The organism is Devosia sp. 67-54, from assembly GCF_001899075.1.
Taxonomy (GTDB): Bacteria; Pseudomonadota; Alphaproteobacteria; order Rhizobiales; family Devosiaceae; genus Devosia_A.
In genome coordinates, this window is the sequence record NZ_MKVA01000001.1 from 64040 (window position 1) to 83133 (window position 19094).

Annotated in this window: 16 protein-coding genes and 1 pseudogene; 14 read left to right on the forward strand and 3 right to left on the reverse strand. The window is 67.4% G+C overall.

Going from position 1 to position 19094, the window contains the following annotated elements:
• Positions 1-21: 21 nt before the first annotated feature.
• Together BGO82_RS00320 and BGO82_RS00325 are read right to left on the reverse strand one after the other, a co-directional pair.
• Positions 22-534, reverse strand: coding sequence for a hypothetical protein (locus BGO82_RS00320; protein ID WP_291303540.1), 513 nt, complete (start codon positions 532-534; stop codon positions 22-24).
• Positions 535-1701, reverse strand: coding sequence for a hypothetical protein (locus tag BGO82_RS00325; protein WP_291303541.1), 1167 nt, complete (start codon positions 1699-1701; stop codon positions 535-537).
• 268 nt (positions 1702-1969) lie between these two features.
• On the opposite strand from BGO82_RS00325, the gene BGO82_RS00330 reads away from it, so the two are divergent.
• From BGO82_RS00330 to urtE, 14 genes and pseudogenes are all read left to right on the forward strand, one after another.
• On the forward strand, positions 1970-3010 hold the full coding sequence (locus BGO82_RS00330; protein WP_291303542.1) for a GntR family transcriptional regulator: 1041 nt from the start codon (positions 1970-1972) through the stop codon (positions 3008-3010).
• Between the two features lie 54 nt (positions 3011-3064).
• Positions 3065-4600, forward strand: coding sequence for an ABC transporter substrate-binding protein (locus BGO82_RS00335; protein ID WP_291303543.1), 1536 nt, complete (start codon positions 3065-3067; stop codon positions 4598-4600).
• Positions 4601-4734: 134 nt separating this feature from the next.
• Positions 4735-5841, forward strand: a pseudogene (locus BGO82_RS00340) (Xaa-Pro peptidase family protein).
• 30 nt (positions 5842-5871) lie between these two features.
• Positions 5872-6852: an ABC transporter permease gene (locus BGO82_RS00345; protein ID WP_291303544.1), complete on the forward strand. Its 981-nt coding sequence runs from the start codon at positions 5872-5874 to the stop codon at positions 6850-6852.
• A complete protein-coding gene (locus BGO82_RS00350) occupies positions 6849-7700 on the forward strand; it encodes an ABC transporter permease (RefSeq protein ID WP_291303545.1) in 852 nt (283 codons plus the stop codon). Before BGO82_RS00345 ends, BGO82_RS00350 begins: the two co-directional genes overlap by 4 nt.
• A 24-nt stretch (positions 7701-7724) precedes the next feature.
• Entirely contained in the window at positions 7725-8672 is a 948-nt protein-coding gene (locus BGO82_RS00355; RefSeq protein ID WP_291303546.1) for a succinylglutamate desuccinylase/aspartoacylase family protein, read from the forward strand.
• A gap of 6 nt (positions 8673-8678) precedes the next feature.
• Complete coding sequence (locus BGO82_RS00360) at positions 8679-9680, forward strand: ABC transporter ATP-binding protein (RefSeq protein WP_291303547.1); 1002 nt, start codon at positions 8679-8681, stop codon at positions 9678-9680.
• Entirely contained in the window at positions 9673-10653 is a 981-nt protein-coding gene (locus tag BGO82_RS00365) for a dipeptide ABC transporter ATP-binding protein (RefSeq protein WP_291303548.1), read from the forward strand. Before BGO82_RS00360 ends, BGO82_RS00365 begins: the two co-directional genes overlap by 8 nt.
• Positions 10654-10666: 13 nt before the next feature.
• Positions 10667-11899 carry an amidohydrolase family protein gene (locus BGO82_RS00370; RefSeq protein ID WP_291303549.1) on the forward strand — a complete coding sequence of 411 codons (1233 nt, stop codon included), beginning with the start codon at positions 10667-10669 and terminating at the stop codon, positions 11897-11899.
• 253 nt (positions 11900-12152) lie between these two features.
• Positions 12153-13436 carry an urea ABC transporter substrate-binding protein gene (urtA, locus tag BGO82_RS00375; RefSeq protein ID WP_291303615.1) on the forward strand — a complete coding sequence of 428 codons (1284 nt, stop codon included), beginning with the start codon at positions 12153-12155 and terminating at the stop codon, positions 13434-13436.
• A 67-nt stretch (positions 13437-13503) separates the two neighbouring features.
• A complete protein-coding gene (gene urtB, locus BGO82_RS00380; protein ID WP_291303550.1) occupies positions 13504-15123 on the forward strand; it encodes an urea ABC transporter permease subunit UrtB in 1620 nt (539 codons plus the stop codon).
• Entirely contained in the window at positions 15120-16289 is a 1170-nt protein-coding gene (gene urtC, locus BGO82_RS00385) for an urea ABC transporter permease subunit UrtC (RefSeq protein WP_291303551.1), read from the forward strand. Before urtB ends, urtC begins: the two co-directional genes overlap by 4 nt.
• A 2-nt stretch (positions 16290-16291) precedes the next feature.
• Positions 16292-17050, forward strand: a complete 759-nt coding sequence (urtD, locus tag BGO82_RS00390; protein WP_291303552.1) for an urea ABC transporter ATP-binding protein UrtD — start codon at positions 16292-16294, stop codon at positions 17048-17050.
• Complete coding sequence (gene urtE / locus BGO82_RS00395; protein WP_291303553.1) at positions 17047-17751, forward strand: urea ABC transporter ATP-binding subunit UrtE; 705 nt, start codon at positions 17047-17049, stop codon at positions 17749-17751. Before urtD ends, urtE begins: the two co-directional genes overlap by 4 nt.
• A gap of 7 nt (positions 17752-17758) precedes the next feature.
• Here the strand turns inward: urtE and BGO82_RS00400 are convergent, their stop codons facing one another.
• The gene (locus BGO82_RS00400; RefSeq protein WP_291303554.1) at positions 17759-19048 is read right to left on the reverse strand and encodes an AMP-binding protein; all 1290 of its coding nucleotides are present in this window, start codon (positions 19046-19048) and stop codon (positions 17759-17761) included.
• Positions 19049-19094: the final 46 nt, after the last annotated feature.

Genomic DNA, 19094 nt, shown 5'->3' on the forward strand with positions numbered 1-19094 from the left:
GGGTCGTTTCCCTGAGCGAGGCTAAGCCGCTGCTCGCGGGCTCTCGGCTTGCAGCAGGGCCAGGTAGGCGAGCGTGGCGAAGGGCATCACGTCCGGCACGCGGGCGAGGCGGTCGGGGGTGTAGTGGCCGGCGTCGTGCAGCAGGTTGAAGGCGCCGATGGTGCGGCCGCCGGCGACGATGGGCAAATTGGCGATGGATTCGCAGCCGAGCGAGCGGATCAGCTCCCAGTCGAAGAAATCCTCGGCGATCGCCTCGATGCTGAGCGCCGTATAGATCTGCTGCCGGCCGATCAGCGTGTCGGTCCATCTGTTGGCCGGGATCGGCTTGTAGCCGCCGACCGCATAGGCGGCGGCATTTTCGGTGTAGACGCGCCGCAGCCGCCCCGCCGGCACGTCGAACAGCGTCGCCGTGGTGAGCTTGCTGCCGATCGCCTCGCCAATCAGCCCGGCGACGAAGCCGAACATCGGCTCGATGGCGTCCGGCTGCCGCACCAGCTCGAGGAACGCCGGCCAGCGGGACTCCAACGCCGCCATCTACGCCACCCAGAAATCGCGCAGCGTCGACGGCGTATGCATGTTGCCGTAGAGGTACTGCCAGAATTCCTTGTGGCGCTCCCTGGGCACCTTCTCCCACACGGCATGCAGCGACGTGTCGCCGCACCAATAGCCATAGACGAAGGGCGCTCGCAGCCCGTGCCGCAGGAACGCGATGCGGCCCGCCGCCGTCGCCACGTCCTGATAGCCCGCCGCGGCGATGACCGGCGCCACCTCTTCGGGCGAACGGCCTTCCACATGCAGCATCCAGGCGGCGTTGCAGCGCAGCGCGGCGCGCAGCCGCTCCAGCGTCATGCCGACCACGTCTTCCGGCGTGTTGATCCAGTCGAGGAAGAACCAGCCATTGTCGGCGATGCCTTCGAACATCGCGCTCGAGGCCGAGCTCGTCACCACCTGTGCCCCGTCGAGCGGCATCTTGCCCTCCGCGACATAGCGCTGACGCAGCGCCAGGTGCACCAGATGGCCCGGGAACGCCTCGTGGCAGGCGAGATGCTTGATGCTGGAGCGGGTGAACGGAAACGCCAGATTCAGCCGCATCTTGCGCTCGGGATAGTCGCAATAGGCGGTGAACGGCACGTCGTCGAGCCGCACCGGCTCGATCCATTCGTCGTTCATCAGATACATCGTCTCGGAGGTGCGGCGCCGCGCCTCGCGCGTGTACTCGGCCATGGTGTCGAGCACCTTGTCGGCCGGCACGACGCTGTCGCGCTCGAAGCGCGCCACGTCCTCGGCCAGCGAGCCGCCGCGATAGCCGAGCTCGTCGAGGTTGCCGCGGATGGTGGCGCGATATCCATCGAGAATCTCGTCGCTCACCATCTGCGTGTCGACGCGCATCTGCCGGCGCAGCCGCTCGGCATACGAGATCTGGCGGTTCTCGAAGGTGTCGAGCAGCGCCAGCAGCGAGTCGACCATTTCGAGCAAATACGCCTGGCGCAGCGCGGTCGGCGCGTCGGTGGGAATGCGCGATTGCAGCGATTCGAGCCGGTCGCGCGCCTCGCAATAATCCTTGAGCAGATACGGCTCGACCTGCGCCACCGCCACCGGGATCAGCCCCTCGCGATCGAGGAAGCTGCCGGTGCGCGGCACCTCGCGATAGAGCTTGTCGAGGCCGGCGGTGAGCCGGGCGAGTTCGAGTCCGAGTTGCATCCTGGCTCTCCGAGAAATCCACCTTCCGCCCAACTGACCTAGTGTCGCAGTACACCGGCCATTGGGTCGGGCACGCCCATCGCGGCGAGGCCGTCTCTGCGGCAAGCCGGCCGCAAACCGCCATATCCTCGCACGTTTCGGGTGCCCACGGCTATTCCTTGCACGCGGATCGGGGTGTTGCCAAGTCCTGCTTCAACAGTGCGCGGCACCCCATTGCCATTGCCGTACGGGCCGGCTACGGTCCACGTGTATCGAGGAACTAGAACACGTGTTCCCCATCGACGCCAACAGCATCGACAAGTCGCTGCCCGTGCCGGTCGGCTCGCAGCTCTATGGGCTGTTGAGCTACGCGCTGTCGTTCGGCGGCATCCCGCACGGTACCAAGCTGCAATCGGTGCGCCAGCTCGCCTCCGAGCTCGGCATCGCGCCGATGACCGTGGCACAGGTCTATCAGCGCCTGCGCGACGCCGGCCTCATCGAAATGAAGCACGGGCTGGGTGCCTTCGCCGTCAGCGACCCGGAAAAGCTGGGCCGCGACCAGCTTCCGGCGTCGGCGCTTCGCGCCGATATCGAGGTGCTGATCGGCAAGGCCGAAAAGCTCGGCGTCTCCACCCTGACGCTGACCTCGATGATCAGCGCCCAGGCGCTGCTACGCCGCCCTACCGCCGGGCTCAGGATCGTCTTCATCGCCATCTTCGAGGGCCCCGGACGCGACTACATCGCGCAGATCAAATCCGTGCTCGCCGCCACCGACCAGGTGCAGCTGCTGACACTCGACGCCCTGCGGGTGTCCGAGGAAGCGCGGCAAGTGTCGAGCGAAGCCGACATCGTGCTCACCTTCCTCCACCGCGAGGTCGAGGTGAAGGCGCTGATCCCCGAGGCGCGCGTGCTCGGCCTGCGCTTCATTCCCTCCGAGCGCACGCGCCAGGCACTGGCCGGGCTCGACCCCCGCATGCGGGTCGCCGCCGTGACCTATTTCCAGGAATACATCGCCATCATGCGCCCCAGCGTGCGCGAATTCGCCCCGCACATCGCCGACATCAAGGTCACCTGGTCCTCCTCGCCGGACCTGCCCGGCCTGGTGCGCGAATGCGACGCGGTGATCTTCGCCTCGGGCGCCGACCATGTGGCCGACCTCGTGCCGCCCGGCGTGCCCTGCTTCGAGTACCGGCACGCGCCCGATCCGGGTGCGCTCGAGACCGTGCTCGTGCCGCATCTGGCCGAGCTGCGCCGCGACAAGCTGGCCGGCAACCAGACCGACCAGCCGGCATCTGCAAAACGCCCAGCACGGAGAGCCGCCAACATCTGAACCAATCGCGGGCGGGCGGCCACACCACTTCTAGCCATCACAAGGGGACCGGAAATGAAAAGCCTATTGTTGTTAGCCACCGCCCTCGGCGGGCTGGCGCTGCTGTCGCCCCAGGCGGCATTGGCCCAGGATACCAAGATCACCATCGGCACCGACGTCGACGCCGGCACGCTCGATCCGCGCCTGACCACCGACACCACCGCCTATCGCACGGTGGACCTGATCTATGCCGGCCTCGTCACCCTGACGCCGAGCCTCGAGGCCAAGCCCGACCTCGCCGAAAGCTGGGAGTCGCCCGATCCGACGACCTACATCTTCCATCTGCGCAAGGGCCTCAAATTCTCCGACGGCTCGCCGCTCACCGCCGACGACGTGGTCTATACCTTCACCACCATCACCGATCCCAAGTTCAACGCCCCCGACCGCGGGCTCTACAGCCCGATCACCAAGGTCGAGGCCGTCGATCCCGACACGGTGAAGTTCACCCTCAACGCGCCCTACGCGCCGCTGCTCAGCTATCTCGACAAGGGCATCGTCTCCAAGGCGGCGGCCGAAAGCGGCCGCGACCTCGCCACCAACCCGCTGGGCGAAGGCCCGATGACCCTCAAGAACTGGACCCGCGGCGACAATATCGAGCTCGTCGCCAATCCGAACTACTGGGCCGGTTCGCCCAAGGTCACCGACGTGGTGGTCAAGATCGTGGGCGACAACTCCGCCCGCGCCCAGGCCTTCGAGGCCGGCGACCTCGACGTCATCCAGTCGCCGCTGTCGCCCAACGACATCAAGCGGCTCGAGGCCGATACCCGCTTCGGCAACGTCATCGAGGCGGGGCTGGGCGTCACCTACATCAACTTCAACACCAAGGACCCGCTGCTCGCCGACGCCGGCATGCGCCAGGCCTTCTCGATGCTGATCGACCAGAATTCGATCGTCAACGACATCTACCAGGGCGTCGACAAGGTCGCGACCTCGATCATCCTGCCCTCGTCCTGGGCCTTCTCGCCCGACATCAAGCAGCCGACCTTCGACGTCGCCGGCGCGGTCGCCAAGTTCAACGAGCTCGGCTGGAAGGACACCGATGGCGACGGCATCCTCGACAAGGACGGCAAGAAGCTGACGGTGACCATCGCCACCCACAGCGAAGACCCCAACCGCGTCCAGGCGGTCGAGCTCGAGCAGGCGATCTTCCAGTCGGCCGGCGTCGACGCCAAGGTGCAGATCAGCGACTGGCCGTCCTTCTCCACCAACTACGTGATGAAGAGCGAGCACCAGATCGCGCTGCTCGGCTGGCTCAACATCGTCGACCCCGACCGGTTGCTGTTCAACCAGCTCTCGACCGGCGGCGCCACCAATTGGGGCGGCTACTCGAACCCCGAGGTCGACAAGCTGCTGCAGCTCGGCCGATCGAGCCTCGACCAGGCCGCCCGCAAGGACGCCTACCAGAAGGCGGCCAAGATCCTCGCCAGCGACCTGCCCTACTACATCATCTCCGACCAGGGCTACCAGCTGTTCTACAAGAAGCCCTTCCCGGTGGATGTGGACGTCACGCCGCGCGGCAATTTCCGCGGCCTGATCGGCATGCCGAAGTAAGACTCTCCTCCCTGCCGGTCGGCGCGCCCTGGCGCCGGCCGGTTCCTGTTTTGCAAAAGGACGACAAAGTGGCCTTCTCGCAGCGGCTCGGTTCCGACTTCTACGCTCGCGTGCATCGCGACATCCGCGCCGGCATGGCCGAGGCCGGCATCGATTTGCTGCTGCTCGATTCCAACGACGACGTCATCTACACCACCGGCTTTTCGCACTACACGACCGAGCGTCCGGTGGTCTTCGCCATCACGCAGGCCGGCGCCTGGCTGCTGCTGCCGCGGCTCGAACAGGGCCACGCGGCGCACCAGCAGATCGCCGCGGAGCCGATCGTCTATTTCGAATTCCCCGGCGTCGACCGTCCCTTCGACGTGCTCGCCCGCGCGCTGCCTGCCATCACCGGCACCATCGGCCACAGCCCCGGCATCGCCTTCGCCCGCGTCGGCCAGATCGCTGCCGCTTTCCCCAACGCCCGCGTCGTGCCGTCGCCGATCGTGCAGCAGATGCGGCTACGCAAATATCCCGAGGAAATCGCCCTGCATCGCGAGGCCGCCCGCATCTCCGACGAGATGGTGAAATCGGGCGTCGCCCTGATCTCCGAGGCGCTGCGCCGCAATGGCGCGCTGCCCAGCGAGATCGAGATCGAGTCGCACGTCTCGCGGCACGCCATGAACATCATGTACAGCGAGCACGAGGACCTGATGCTCGTCCAGGGCCTCGCTTCGGGCCTCGTCTATTCCGGCATCCGCTCGTCCTTCCCGCACGGCATGCCCACCGGCAACCCGGTCAAGCGCGGCGAAAGCCTGATCCTGTCGCTCGGCTGCCGCGTCGGCGGCCGTGCCGCCGAAAGCGAGCGCACCTTCTTCATCGGCGAGCCGAGCGCCGAACAGCGGCGCCACTATTCGGTGGCCTACGAGGCGCAGCGGATCGCAACCGCCGCCCTCATCGCGGGCCATACCTGCGCCTCGGCCGACATCGTCGCGCAGGACTACATCGAAACGTAGGGCATGAAGGAGAACGCGCTGCACCGCGTCGGCCACGGCATGGGCATCATGTTCCATGAATCGCCGTGGATCGAAGCCGGCGACCAGACCCTGCTGGCGCCGGGCATGATCGCCTCGAGCGAGCCGTCGATCACCATTCCGGACTTCGCCGGCTACCGCATCGCCGACACGGTGCTGGTGACCGCCGCCGGCCCCGACAGCCTCACCCACTATCCCCGCAAGCTCGACGAGATCGTCATTGCCTGAAACTCTATCGCACCGACCGGGCAATTCGCCGTGCTAGCCTACGCCATCAGGCGGCTGTTGCTGCTGGTGCCGATGGCGGCGGGCATGGTGATCGTCACCTTCGCCCTGCTGCTTATGGTGCCGGGCGATCCCGCGCACGTGCTGCTCGGACCCGAGGCGACGCCGGACATGATCGCCAATCTGCGCGCCTCGCTCGGCCTCGACAATCCCTGGTACGTGCGGCTGTGGGACTATTTCGCCCATCTGCTGCAGGGCGACATGGGCCGCTCGATCTTCCAGAACGCGCCGGTCTCGCAGATCATCGCCGGGCGCCTCGGCGCCACCATCGAGCTCGCCGTCGTGGCGTTGCTGCTCGCCACACTCATCGGCATGACGCTGGGCGTCATCGCCGCCATGCGCCAGGGCTCGCTCATCGACACGGCGACCATGCTGCTCGCCCAATTGGGCGTCTCCATGCCGGTCTACTGGATGGGCCTGCTGCTGATGCTGGGCTTTTCCGTGCAGCTCAACTGGCTGCCCGCCATCGGCCGCGGCGCGCCGCTGCTCGACGCCTTCGGCGCCGCCCTCACCGGCCGGCCGCAGGTGCTCGCCGATTCCCTCATGCACATCCTGCTGCCGGCGCTGGCGCTGGCCGCCTATTCGGCGGCGGTGATCTCCCGGCTGGTGCGCACCTCGATGCTCGAAGTGCTGCGCGAAGATTTCATCCGCACGGCCTATGCCAAGGGGCTGCGCCGGCCGCGCGTCGTCATCCGCCATGCCTTGCGCAACGCCCTCTTGCCGGTGCTCAGCGTCATCGGCATGCAGTTCGGCATCCTGCTCGGCGGCGCCGTGCTGGTCGAACAGATCTTCGCCTGGCCCGGCCTCGGCCAGCTCACCATCGGCGCCATCTCGCAGCGCGACCTGCCGCTGGTGCAGGGCATCACCCTCACCTTCGCGCTCACCTTCGCCATCATCAACCTCATCGTCGACCTGCTCTATGCCGTGGTCGATCCGCGCGTGAGGCTCGGATGACCCGCCGGCGCCTGCCCAAGCCCCTGCGCAATCCCTCGCTGGTGATCGGCGGGCTGATCATCCTCATCCTCATCGTGCTGGCGGTGTTCGCGCCGTGGCTGGCGCGCTATGGCGTCGATACGCCCGACATGCGCAACCGCTTCTCCTACCCGTCGCTGCAGCACTGGCTGGGCACCGACAATCTCGGGCGCGATTTGTGGGCGCGGCTGATCTTCGGCGCCCGCGTGTCGCTGTCGATCGGCATCATCTCGGTCACCGTCGCCGCCCTCATCGGCACCGTGGTCGGCCTTGCCGCCGGCTATTTCGGCGGCTGGATCGACATGCTGCTGATGCGCATCACCGACGTGTTCCTCGGCTTTCCCGCGGTGGTCCTCACCCTCGCCATCGTCGCCGTGCTCGGGCCGGGCATCCTCAACATCTCGGCCGCCATCATCGCCGTGACCTGGACGCAATATGCCCGCGTGGTGCGCGCCACCACGCTCGTCTTGCGCGAGCAGAACTACGTGCAGGCGGCGCGCGCGCTCGGCGCCAGCTCCCCGCGCATCCTGTTCACCGAAATCCTGCCCAACACGCTCGGCCCGATCGTCGTGCTCGCCTCGCTCGGCCTCGGCACCGCGGTGATCATCGAATCGGCCATGAGCTTCCTCGGCTTCGGGCTGCCGCCGCCGACCCCCACCTGGGGCTGGACGCTGGCCTACGGCACCCGCTTCATCCGCGACGAGCCGTGGCTGTCGATCATCTCGGGCGCCACGATCATGATCACCGTGCTCGGCTTCAACCTCTTGGGCGACGGGCTGAGGGACGTCCTCGACCCGCGCCAGCTCAGCCGCTCCGGCGGCAACAAATAGTCAGACGACAAGAAGGAAATCTCCATGGTCAAATCCATCAACAAGCTGCGGCCGAAATTTTCGACCCACGCCGACGGCTCCGACGCCGTGCTCTTCATCCATGAGCTGGTGGGCGAAACCGACGGGCCGACCGTGGGCATCTCCGGCTCCATCCACGGCAACGAGAACACCGGCTCGCAGGCCATCCTCGAGCTCTACCGCCAGCTCAAGGACATGCCGCTCAAGGGCCGCATCCTGCTGCTGCCGGTCGCCAACCCGCGCTCCTTCGCGGTCAACCACCGGCACAATCCGCTCGACCAGCTCAACCTCAACCGCGAATTCCCCGGCGACGACCGCGGCACCTACAGCCAGCAGCTCGCCTTTGCCCTGACGCGCGACTATTTCGACAAGCTCGATGCCAATATCGACCTGCATTCGGGCACCGACCGCCCCACCGTGGACTACGTCTACATCTGGAGCGACGAGGGCCTGTCGCGCGCCTTCGGCAGCAAGATCCTCTACCGCCCGACCACCGGCAAGGCCGGCACGCTCTACGACGGCACCAGCAAGACGGTGACCATCGACCGGCGGCCCGAGATGAAGGTGGTGACCATCGAGCTCGGCGGCGGCATCGTCGACCAGACGCCCTATGTGCAGCGCACCGTCGAGGGCATGCTCAACCAGCTCCGCTATCTCGGCAGCATCGAGGGCGCCCCCAAGGCGCCGCCGAAGCAGGTCGTCGTGCGCGAGCTCGTCGGCATCCGGCCCAAGCATGGCGGCTGGCTCGAGCCGCTGTCGCCGCCCAATGGCGAGATCATCAAGGGCGGCCAGCTGCTCGGCCGCGTCGTCAGCCCCTACGATTTCTCCGTCATCGAGGAAATCCCGACGCCCTTCGCCAACGGCATCATGGTGATGCAGCATCTGACCCGCAACCTGGTGGAAGCCGGCGACTACGGCTTCATGGTCGGCAACCTCGACGGCGCGGAGCAATAGCCGCCGATGGCAGCTGAGCAGCACAGCGACAGCCCGCCGGTGATCGCGGTCAGCGATCTGACCGTCGAGATCCGCTCCGACCGCGGCTCCTACCCCGTCGTCGCCGACATGGCGCTGGCGGTGCGGCCGGGGGAGACGCTGTGCATCGTCGGCGAGTCCGGATGCGGCAAGTCGATGACCGCGCTGTCGCTGCTGCGCCTCTTGCCCGAGGCCGCGCGCGTCACCAGGGGCGAGATCCTGATCGACGGCGAGGACCTGCTCGCCATGAATGAGCATCGCGTCGAGGATCTGCGCGGCGAGCGCATCGCCATGATCTTCCAGGAGCCGCTCACCGCCCTCAACCCGGTGCTGACCATCGGCGAGCAGATCGCCGAATCCGTGCGCCAGCATCGCAAGGTCGGCCATCGTGCCGCGATGCAGCGCACCCTCGAGACGCTGCAATTGGTGCAGATGCCCGACGCCGCGCGCCGCGCCAGACAGTTCCCGCACGAGCTGTCGGGCGGCATGCGCCAGCGCGCCATGATCGCCCTGGCGCTGGCCTGCGATCCGCGCATCCTCGTCGCCGACGAGCCCACTACGGCGCTCGACGTCACCATCCAGGCGCAGATCCTCGGCCTCATCGAAGACCTGCAGCAGCGGCTCGGCACGGCGCTGATCCTCATCACCCACGATCTCGGCGTCGTCGCCGAGGTCGCCGACCGGGTGGTGGTGATGTATGCCGGCCGCCGCGTCGAAGAGGCCAGCGTCTACGAGCTCTTCGACCACCCGATCCATCCCTACACGCTCGGCCTCATGGGCGCGATCCCGCGCTCGGTTCCCGGCCGCTCCGCGGCCGAGCGGCTGACCGACATAGCGGGCACCGTGCCGCCGCCCTGGGACCTGCCGGTGGGCTGCGCCTTCGCGCCACGCTGCCCCGGCGCGTCGGCCCGCTGCTTCGCCGAGCGTCCGCCATTCGAGGAAAAGCGCCCCGGCCACTTCGCCGCGTGCTGGGAGCACGTCCATGACTGAGGCAGCCGCTGCCGCTCCGCTGCTCGCGGTCGAAGACCTGAAGGTGCACTTCCCGGTCCGCAGCGGCGTGTTCCAGAACCGCGTCGGCGCCGTGAAGGCGGTCGACGGCGTGAGCTTTGAAATCGCCCGCGGCGAGACGCTGAGCCTCGTCGGCGAATCCGGCTGCGGCAAGTCCACCACCGGCCTCGCGCTGATGGGCCTCGTCAAGCCGACCGGCGGCCGCGTCAGCTTCGACGGCCAGGAGATCCGCAGCTTCGACCATCGTGCGCTCAAGCGCTATCGCCGGCGCATGCAGATCGTCTTCCAGGACCCGTTCTCGTCCCTCAATCCGCGTCGCCGGGTGCGCGACGCCATCCGCGTGGCGCTCGACATCCACGGCGTTGGCAACGCCCGTGAGCGGGACGCGGAGGTCGCCGCCCTGATGCAGCGCGTCGGCCTCAGGCCCGACCAGGCCGACAATTTTCCGCACCAGTTCTCCGGCGGCCAGCGCCAGCGCATCGGCATCGCCCGTGCCCTGGCGCTCAAGCCCGACATCATCGTCTGCGACGAGCCGGTGTCGGCGCTCGACGTCTCGGTGCAGGCGCAGATCCTCAATCTGCTCGCCGATCTGCAGCGCGACCTCGGCGTCGCCTACCTCTTCATCTCGCACGACCTCGGCGTGGTCGAGCATATCTCCAACCGCGTCGCGGTGATGTATCTGGGCAAGATCGTCGAGATCGCCGCCAAGGCCGCGATCTTCGCCGCCCCGACCCATCCCTATACCGAAAAGCTGATGCGCTCGGCGCCGACCCTCGATCCGCGCCAGCGCCACAGCTTCAGCGCCACCACCGACGAACTGCCAAGCGCCATCAACAAGCCGACGGGCTGCCCGTTCCACACCCGCTGCCCGCTCGCGACCGATATCTGCACCGCCGTCGAGCCGCCGCTCAGTCCCCGCGCCGACGGCCGGCTCGTCGCCTGCCACCACCGCTAGGAGCCCTGCCCCGATGTCCGCGCCGATCCTCTTCATCAACGGCAACGTCCTCGATCCCGAGGCCGGCGCCCTGCGCCAGGGACTCGGCGTCCTCGTCCGCGACGGCCGCATCGCGGAGGTGGCAAGCGGCATCGCCGCGCCCGACGGCACCCGCATCGTCGACCTCGGCGGCCGCACGCTGATGCCGGGGCTGATCGACTGCCACGTGCACGTCACCGCCGAGAGCCTCCATTTGTGGTCCAACATCATCGCACCCTCCTCGCTCGCCGGCCTGCGCGCCGCACGGGTGATGTCCGAGATGCTGCAGCGCGGCTTCACCACCGTGCGCGACCTCGGCGGCGCCGACCACGGCCTCGTCCGCGGCGTCGAGGAGGGGCTGATCGCGGGCCCGCGCATCGTCATCTGCGGCAAGGGCCTCACCACCACCGGCGGCCATGCCGATCTGCGCAAGCGCACCGACGACCGCCCCGGCATGATGTCGGACCGGCTGGGCTCGATGGGCTACATCGCCGACGGCGTCGACGAGGTCCGCTTCGCCTGCCGCAAGATGATCAAGGAGGGGGCGAGCTTCATCAAGGTGATGGCCAATGGCGGCGTGTCGTCGCCCAACGATCCCATCCACTCCATCCAGTTCTCGCGCGACGAGATCGCCGCGATGGTCGAGGAGGCAGAGAACGCCGGCCTCTACGTCGCCGCCCACGTCTATACCGACAAGGCGATCCGCCGCTGCGTCGAGCTCGGCGTGCATTCGCTCGAGCACTGCAACCTGATCGAACCCGAGACCGCAAAGCTCGCCGCCGAAAAAGGCTGCATCGCCGTTCCCACGCTCGTCGCCTATGACGCGCTCTGGCTCGAGGGCAAGGCGCTCGGCCTCGGCCCGGTGGAATTCGAAAAGATCGACATCGTGCGCGCGGGCGGCCTCAGATCGCTCGAGATCATGCGCGACGCCGGCCTGCCGATGGCCTTCGGCTCCGACCTGCTCGGCGGCCTGCGCAAATACCACTGCATGGAGTTCGAGCTCTTGGCGAAGGTCCTCACCCCCGCCGAGATCATCCGCTCCGCCACGCTTATGGGTGCGAGGCTCTGCGGCATGCCCGACGCGCTCGGCCGCATCGCCTCCGGCGCCCACGCCGACCTCCTCGTCGTCGACGGCGACCCGCTCTCCGACCTGTCGCTGCTGCAGGCGGACGGCCAGCATCTGTCGCTGATCATGCGCGGCGGCGAAATCTTCAAGGATCGGCAGTAAGCCAGCGCTGCGCCACTCTGCGTATTTGTTAGGCACATTTTATTTCCGCCTATATTGTAGTCAATTTGCCTGGCCGATGCCTGAACGAGCGGCATCCGGCGCGGCGGCAATGGCCGGCGCCTTTCGCCACGGTGCGAGAACTCGCTGGAATAACATATAGTTAGAGCGGCGCTCGCCGTCTGGCACGTCGCTTGCTCCGCTTTGCCTGCGAACAACAAATCTGTCGGAGGCAAACGTGACAGGAGTAGACCGCATCGCCGCAGGGCTCGTCCTCGGCGCCATCGTGTCGGTGGGCGCCTTGGCGCCCGCCGTCGCCGCGGACGACACCATCAAGGTGGGCGTGCTGCATTCCCTCTCGGGAACCATGGCGATCTCGGAGACGACGCTCAAGGACACGATGCTCTTTCTCATCGATGAGCAGAACAAGAAGGGCGGCCTGCTCGGCAAGAAGCTCGAGCCCGTGGTCGTCGACCCGGCGTCCGACTGGCCAACCTTTGCCGAGAAGGCGCGCGAGCTGATCAGCCAGGATCATGTCGCCGCGGTGTTCGGCTGCTGGACGTCGTCGTCGCGCAAATCCGTGCTGCCGGTGTTCAAGGAGCTCAACTCGATCCTGTTCTACCCCGTGCAGTACGAGGGCGAAGAGTCCGAAAAGAACGTGATCTACACCGGCGCCGCGCCGAACCAGCAGGCGATTCCGGCGGTCGACTATTTGATGAGCGAAGACGGTGGCAGCGTGAAGCGCTGGGTGCTCGAGGCGACCGACTACGTCTATCCGCGCACGACTAACAAGATCCTCGAGCAGTACCTGCTCGATCACGGCGTCGCCAAGGAAGACATCAGGATCAACTACACGCCGTTCGGCTTCTCCGACTGGCAGACCGAAGTCGCCGCGATCAAGGAGTTCGGTTCGGCCGGCAAGAAGACGGCGGTGGTCTCGACCATCAACGGCGACGCCAATGTGCCGTTCTACAAGGAGCTCGCCAACCAGGGCATCAAGGCCGAGGACATTCCGGTCGTCGCCTTCTCGGTGGGCGAAGAGGAGCTCTCGGGCATGGACACGACGAACCTCGTGGGCCATCTCGCCGCCTGGAACTACTTCGAATCCGTCGATACGCCCGAGAACAAGGCGTTCATCGATGGCTGGCACAAGTTCATCGGCAACGACAAGCGCACCACGAACGACCCGATGGAAGCCGCCTATATCGGCTTCAACCTGTGGGTGAAGGCGGTCGAGAAGGCCGGCACCACCGATACCGACGCGGTGCTCAAGGCGATCGTGGGCCTGTCGGTTCCCAACCTCACCGGCGGTACCGCGACGCTGCTGCCCAACCACCATCTGACCAAGCCAGTGCTGATCGGCGAAGTGCAGGCGGACGGCCAGTTCGACGTGGTGTGGCAGACCAAGGACGTGGTGCCGGGCGACGCCTGGTCCGACGTACTGCCCGAAGACAAGGGCATCGAGGCCGACTGGACCGACCCGATCAAGGGCTGCGGCCACTACGACACGGCCAAGCAGGCCTGCACCACCGCGCCCTGACCGGCGCCGGAACAGCGTGCGAGGGCGGCCTCCGCCCTCGCTTCTCCCCGGGGGAACAGCGCATACGATGGCCACCCGCCTGTTGAGACTGATTGGCGTCCTGCTCGCCTGCCTCGTGCTCGCGGCGACCCCTGCCCTGGCGCAGTCGCAGGCCAATGCGGCCATGGTCGACGCGCTCGGCCAGGGCGGCTTCCCGCAGCGCGAAGCGGCAATCGCGACGCTCGTCGCCACCGGCGACGCCCGCGTCGTGCCGATCCTGCAGGCGCTGTCGGACGGCAACCTCTACACGCGCATTTCCGACGGCAAGGTGGTGATCGCCGCCAAGGCCGGCAGCGCCTTCGCGCTGAAGGGGCCCCTCGACGGCAGCGAATTGGGCACCGCTGCCGCGGGCGATCTCGACAAGATCAAGATCAACAACGGCCTGCGCGGCAAGATCCGCACCGCCATCGGCCAGATGACGCTGCTCTCGACCGATCGCGCCACGCGCCTCTCCGCTGCGCAGTCGATTTTGAAGACCGCCGACCCCACGACGTTCGAACTGCTGCAGACGGCGCTCGCGGCCGAGACCGATCCCCAGATCAAGAGCGTGATGGAGCTGGCCGAAGCGGTCATCGTGCTCAAGACCGACGCGACGCTCGAACAGAAGCGCGCCGCCATCCAGACCGTCGCCGGCCATGGCGACCGCGATGCGCTGACGGTGCTGACGGCGGCGCTCACCACGGTACCCGACGCGCTCAAACCGGACGTGCAGGCGGGGATCGACGCCATCAACCGGCAGTTGCAGCTCTGGAGCGTCGCGCAGAACCTCGCCTATGGCGTCTCGCTTGGCTCGGTGCTGCTGCTCGCCGCCATCGGCCTCGCCATCACCTTCGGGGTGATGGGCGTCATCAACATGGCGCATGGCGAGATGGTGATGCTGGGCGCCTACGTCACATTCGTGGTGCAGCAATTGCTGCAAAGCTACGCGCCGGGCGCCATGGAATGGTCGCTGGTGATCGCCGTGCCCGCCGCCTTCCTGTTCACCGGCCTGGTCGGCATCGCCATCGAGCGCGGCATCATCCGCTGGCTCTATGGCCGGCCGCTCGAAACCCTGCTGGCCACCTGGGGCCTGTCGCTCATCCTGCAGCAGGCGGTGCGCTCGATCTTCGGGCCCACCAACCGGCCGGTGCTCATCCCGCAATGGATGACCGGCCAGGTGTCGCTGGGCGGCCTCGACATCACCTGGAACCGGCTCTGGATCCTGGTGTTCGCGATCCTGGTGTTCGCTGCCCTGCAATTGGTGCTCAACCGCACGCCGCTGGGCCTGCAGATGCGCGCGGTGACGCAGAACCGCCGCATGGCCTCGGCCATGGGCATCAGAACGCCGTTCGTCGACGCCATGACCTTCGGCCTCGGCTCGGGCGTCGCCGGGCTCGCCGGCGTGGCCCTGACGCAGATCGACAACGTCTCGCCCAATCTCGGCCAGGGCTACATCATCGACAGCTTCATGGTGGTGGTGTTCGGCGGCGTCGGCAATCTGTGGGGCACGCTGATCGGCGCCCTCTCGATCGGCGTCGCCAACAAATTCATGGAGCCGTATTTTGGCGCGGTGCTCGGCAAGATCATCATCCTGGTGCTGATCATCCTGTTCATCCAGCGCCGCCCGCGCGGCCTGTTCGCCCTCAAGGGCCGGGCGGTCGAGCCATGATCTCGGCGATGCTCCTGCGCGCGCTCGATCGGCGCGCCGTCTGGCTCGTCTGCGCCCTGCTGCTCGTGGCGCTGGCGATCCCGTTCGCGAACCTGGTGCTGCCCGAGGGCCATCCGCTGCACCTGCCCAACTATCTGGTGCCGCTGCTCGGCAAGTACATGAGCTACGCGATGCTGGCGCTCGCCCTCGATCTGGTCTGGGGCTATTGCGGCATCCTCTCGCTCGGCCACGGCGCGTTCTTCGCCCTCGGCGGCTACGCCATGGGCATGTACCTGATGCGCCAGATCGGCACGCGCGGCGTCTACGGCAACCCGATCCTGCCCGACTTCATGGTGTTCCTGAACTACAAGACGCTGCCCTGGTTCTGGTACGGCTTCGACAATTTCTGGTTCGCCTGCCTGATGGTGGTGCTGGTGCCGGGCGTGCTGGCCTTCGTCTTCGGCTTCCTGGCGTTCCGCAGCCGTGTCACCGGCGTCTATCTGTCGATCATCACGCAGGCGCTGACCTATGCGCTGATGCTTGCCTTCTTCCGCAACGATTTCGGCTTCGGCGGCAATAACGGCCTCACCGACTACAAGGACATCCTCGGCTTCAACGTGCTGTCGGCGACGACCCGCGGCGCGCTCTTCGCCGCGACCTGCATCGCACTCGCCGTCGCGGTGCTGGTGTGCTCCGCGATCGTCAATTCCAAGCTGGGCAAGGTGATGGTCGCCATCCGCGATGCCGAAAGCCGCACGCGCTTCCTGGGCTATCGGGTCGACAACGTGAAGCTGTTCGCCTTCGTGGTGTCGGCTGTCATCGCCGGCGTCGCCGGCGCGCTTTACGTGCCGCAGGTCGGCATCATCAACCCGAGCGAATTCGAGCCGGGCAATTCGATCGAGATCGTCATCTGGACCGCCGTGGGCGGCCGCGGCACCCTGGTCGGTCCGATCGTCGGCGGCCTGCTGCTCAATTTCGGCAAGACCGTCTTCACCAGCCTCTGGCCCGACTATTGGCTGTTCGCGCTGGGCGGGCTGTTCGTGCTCGTCACCCTGTTCCTGCCCAAGGGGATCGTCGGCACGATCCGCGACCTCCTGGCCCGCAAGGCGCCGCCGCGCCGCGACAATACCCAGCCCGAAGCGACCGGCGCCGAGGACGCGCCGCTCGTCACCGAACCCGCGGAGTAGCCATGAGCGAAGCCAGCGACCGCTTCAAGACGATGCTCTACCTCAATGGCGTGAGCGTGAGCTTCGATGGCTTCAAGGCGCTGAACAATTTGTCGATCATCGTCCATCCCAACGAGATGCTGGCGATCATCGGCCCGAACGGCGCGGGCAAGACGACCATGATGGACATCATCACCGGCAAGACCCGTCCGGACGACGGCGAGGTGTTCTTCGACGGCAATATCGACCTGACGCGGCTCGACGAGGCGGCGATCGCCAATCTCGGCGTCGGCCGCAAGTTCCAGAAGCCCACCGTGTTCGAGAGCCACACCGTGTGGGACAATCTGCAACTGGCGCTGAAGACGCCGCGCGGCGTGTTCTCCACCCTGGCCTATGTCGCCGCCAACGACGACGTCGCCCGCATCGACGCCATTCTCGACACCATCCGGCTCAGCGGCCGCAAGGGCGAGCTCGCCGCCGGACTGAGCCACGGCCAGAAGCAGTGGCTCGAGATCGGCATGCTCCTGGCGCAGGACCCGAAGCTCCTGCTCGTGGACGAGCCGGTGGCCGGCATGACCGATGCCGAGACCGTCGAGACGGCGAAGCTGCTCAAGGATATCGCCCGGACCCGCTCGGTCGTCGTGGTCGAGCACGACATGAGCTTCGTGCGCGAGCTCGGCGTGCGGGTGTCGTGCCTGGCGGAGGGATCGGTGCTGGCCGAAGGCACGCTCGACCAGGTGAGCGCCAATCCGGTGGTGATCGAGAGGTACCTGGGACGATGAGCTCGAGCCTCTCGATCCGGTCCGCCGACCTCTATTACGGCGCGGCGCAGGCGCTCTACGGCGTCACCATCGACTGCAAGCCGGGGCGGATCACCGCGGTGCTGGGACGGAACGGCGTCGGCAAGAGCTCGACCCTGCGCGCCGTCACCGGCATCAACCAGGTGGCGGCCGGCGAGATCGTCTTCGACGGCGAGATTCTCAGGAAGGCGCCGCCCTACAAGCGCGCCCGCCTCGGCATCGGCTATGTGCCGCAGGGCCGCGAGATCTTTCCGCTGCTGACGGTCAGGGAAAACCTCGAGACCGGCTATGCCGGGCTCGGCGGCAGGGACAAATCGATTCCGGACGACGTCTTCACCCTCTTCCCCGTGCTGAAGTCGATGCTCGGCCGGCGCGGCGGTGACCTCTCGGGTGGCCAGCAGCAGCAGCTCGCAATCGGGCGTGCGCTGGTCACCCGACCCAGGGTGCTGGTGCTGGACGAGCCGACCGAGGGCATCCAGCCCTCGATCATCAAGGACATCGGCCGCGCCTTGCGGTTCCTGCGCGACGAAAAGGGCATGACCATCCTGCTGGTCGAGCAATATCTGGATTTCTGCTGCGAGATCGCCGACGACATCTACATCATGGACCGCGGCCAGATCATGCACAGCGGCCCCGCCAGCGACCTCGACCGCCCCGATGTGCGCCGGCATTTGATGGTGTGAGCGTCGGCTATGCCTCGAAGCTGTAGCGACGGAACTTGTCCTGGCCCTTCCCCAGCGCGGGAGTCATCGCGAAGCGGACGCGGAGGCCCGGATCCAGGTACTGCGCGATGGCCTGGCTGAACACCGCCTCGTCGAACCGGCGACCGGCGGCGGGAATATAGCGGATCTCGACGGTCGCCTCGTCGACCTGCGCAACCTGCCACAGCGCGGCGCCGGCGCTTTCGCCGATCGACTCCGGAATGCTCGGCGCCAGCACGCGCCCGTCGCGCAAACGGAACAGGTCCGTCGTGCGGCCGGCGAGGCGCTCGAGCACCGGCAATGCGGTGTGCGCCGCCTCCGCCGTACCGACGACCCCGAGATCGCCCTGGTCGTAGCGGATCAGCGGCTGGGCGAAGTTGAACAGCGGCGTCACCACGATGCGCCCGACCTCGCCCGGCGGCACCGGCCGGCCGCGGGCGTCGACCACCTCCACCAGCACCGTATCGGCGTTGATGTGGCGCTTGCCGCAGGTGGCGCAATCGTAGGCCAGCAGCCCCGCCTCCTTGGAGGCATAGCCGCCGATCATCTCGGCGCCGAAGGCCGCCCGGCAGGCCTCACGCGCATCGCCGGTCGTTTCGGCGCCGAAGGTGAGCAGGCCGCGCAGCGGCAGCGTCTCGCCGCGCCGCAGCGTTTCGGCGGCGAGCTCCTGCAGCGTCCGCGGACGCCCCATGAGATAGCTCACCCGCAGGCGGCGCGCCGCGTCGATCACTTCGGCCGCCGGCGTCGCCCGGGCGATCGAAAACAGGCTGCCGGTACTGCCCGGACGCCAGGGCGGCCCCCAGGGGCCGCGACGATGCACGCCGGGCTCGGCTTCGGGACCGCTGTCGCCGAACCAGGTGAGGACATCGCCGGACCAGTCGAGGTGGTTCCACATCTGGCCGCGGAACAGGCAGCACTGCGACACCACATTGGCGAACCGCGACACGCGGACCGTCACCGGCTCGCCGGTGGTGCCGGAGGTGCTGAAATCGTGCGTATCCCCGTGCCCGGGCGGCAACGCCGAGGGACGCATGGCGCCGGCATGTCGCGCCAGATCCTGCCGCGTCAGGATCGGGAGATCGGCCCACGCGTCCCAGGCGATGCTGCCATCGCCGCGGAACAGCGGCGCCAGGCGGCTCCTGTAGAACGGAATTTCGGCATGGGCGAAGCCGACGATCGCGCCGAGCCGGCGACGCTGCTCGGCCGCGAAGGCAGCCTGGCTCCAGCCCTGGCTGTCGAGCAGGCCATCAAGAAGCCGCCGTGCGACGCTCGCATCCATTCCGCTTCCAGCAAAAAGGCCGGCCATTGCGGCCGGCCTCGATTGG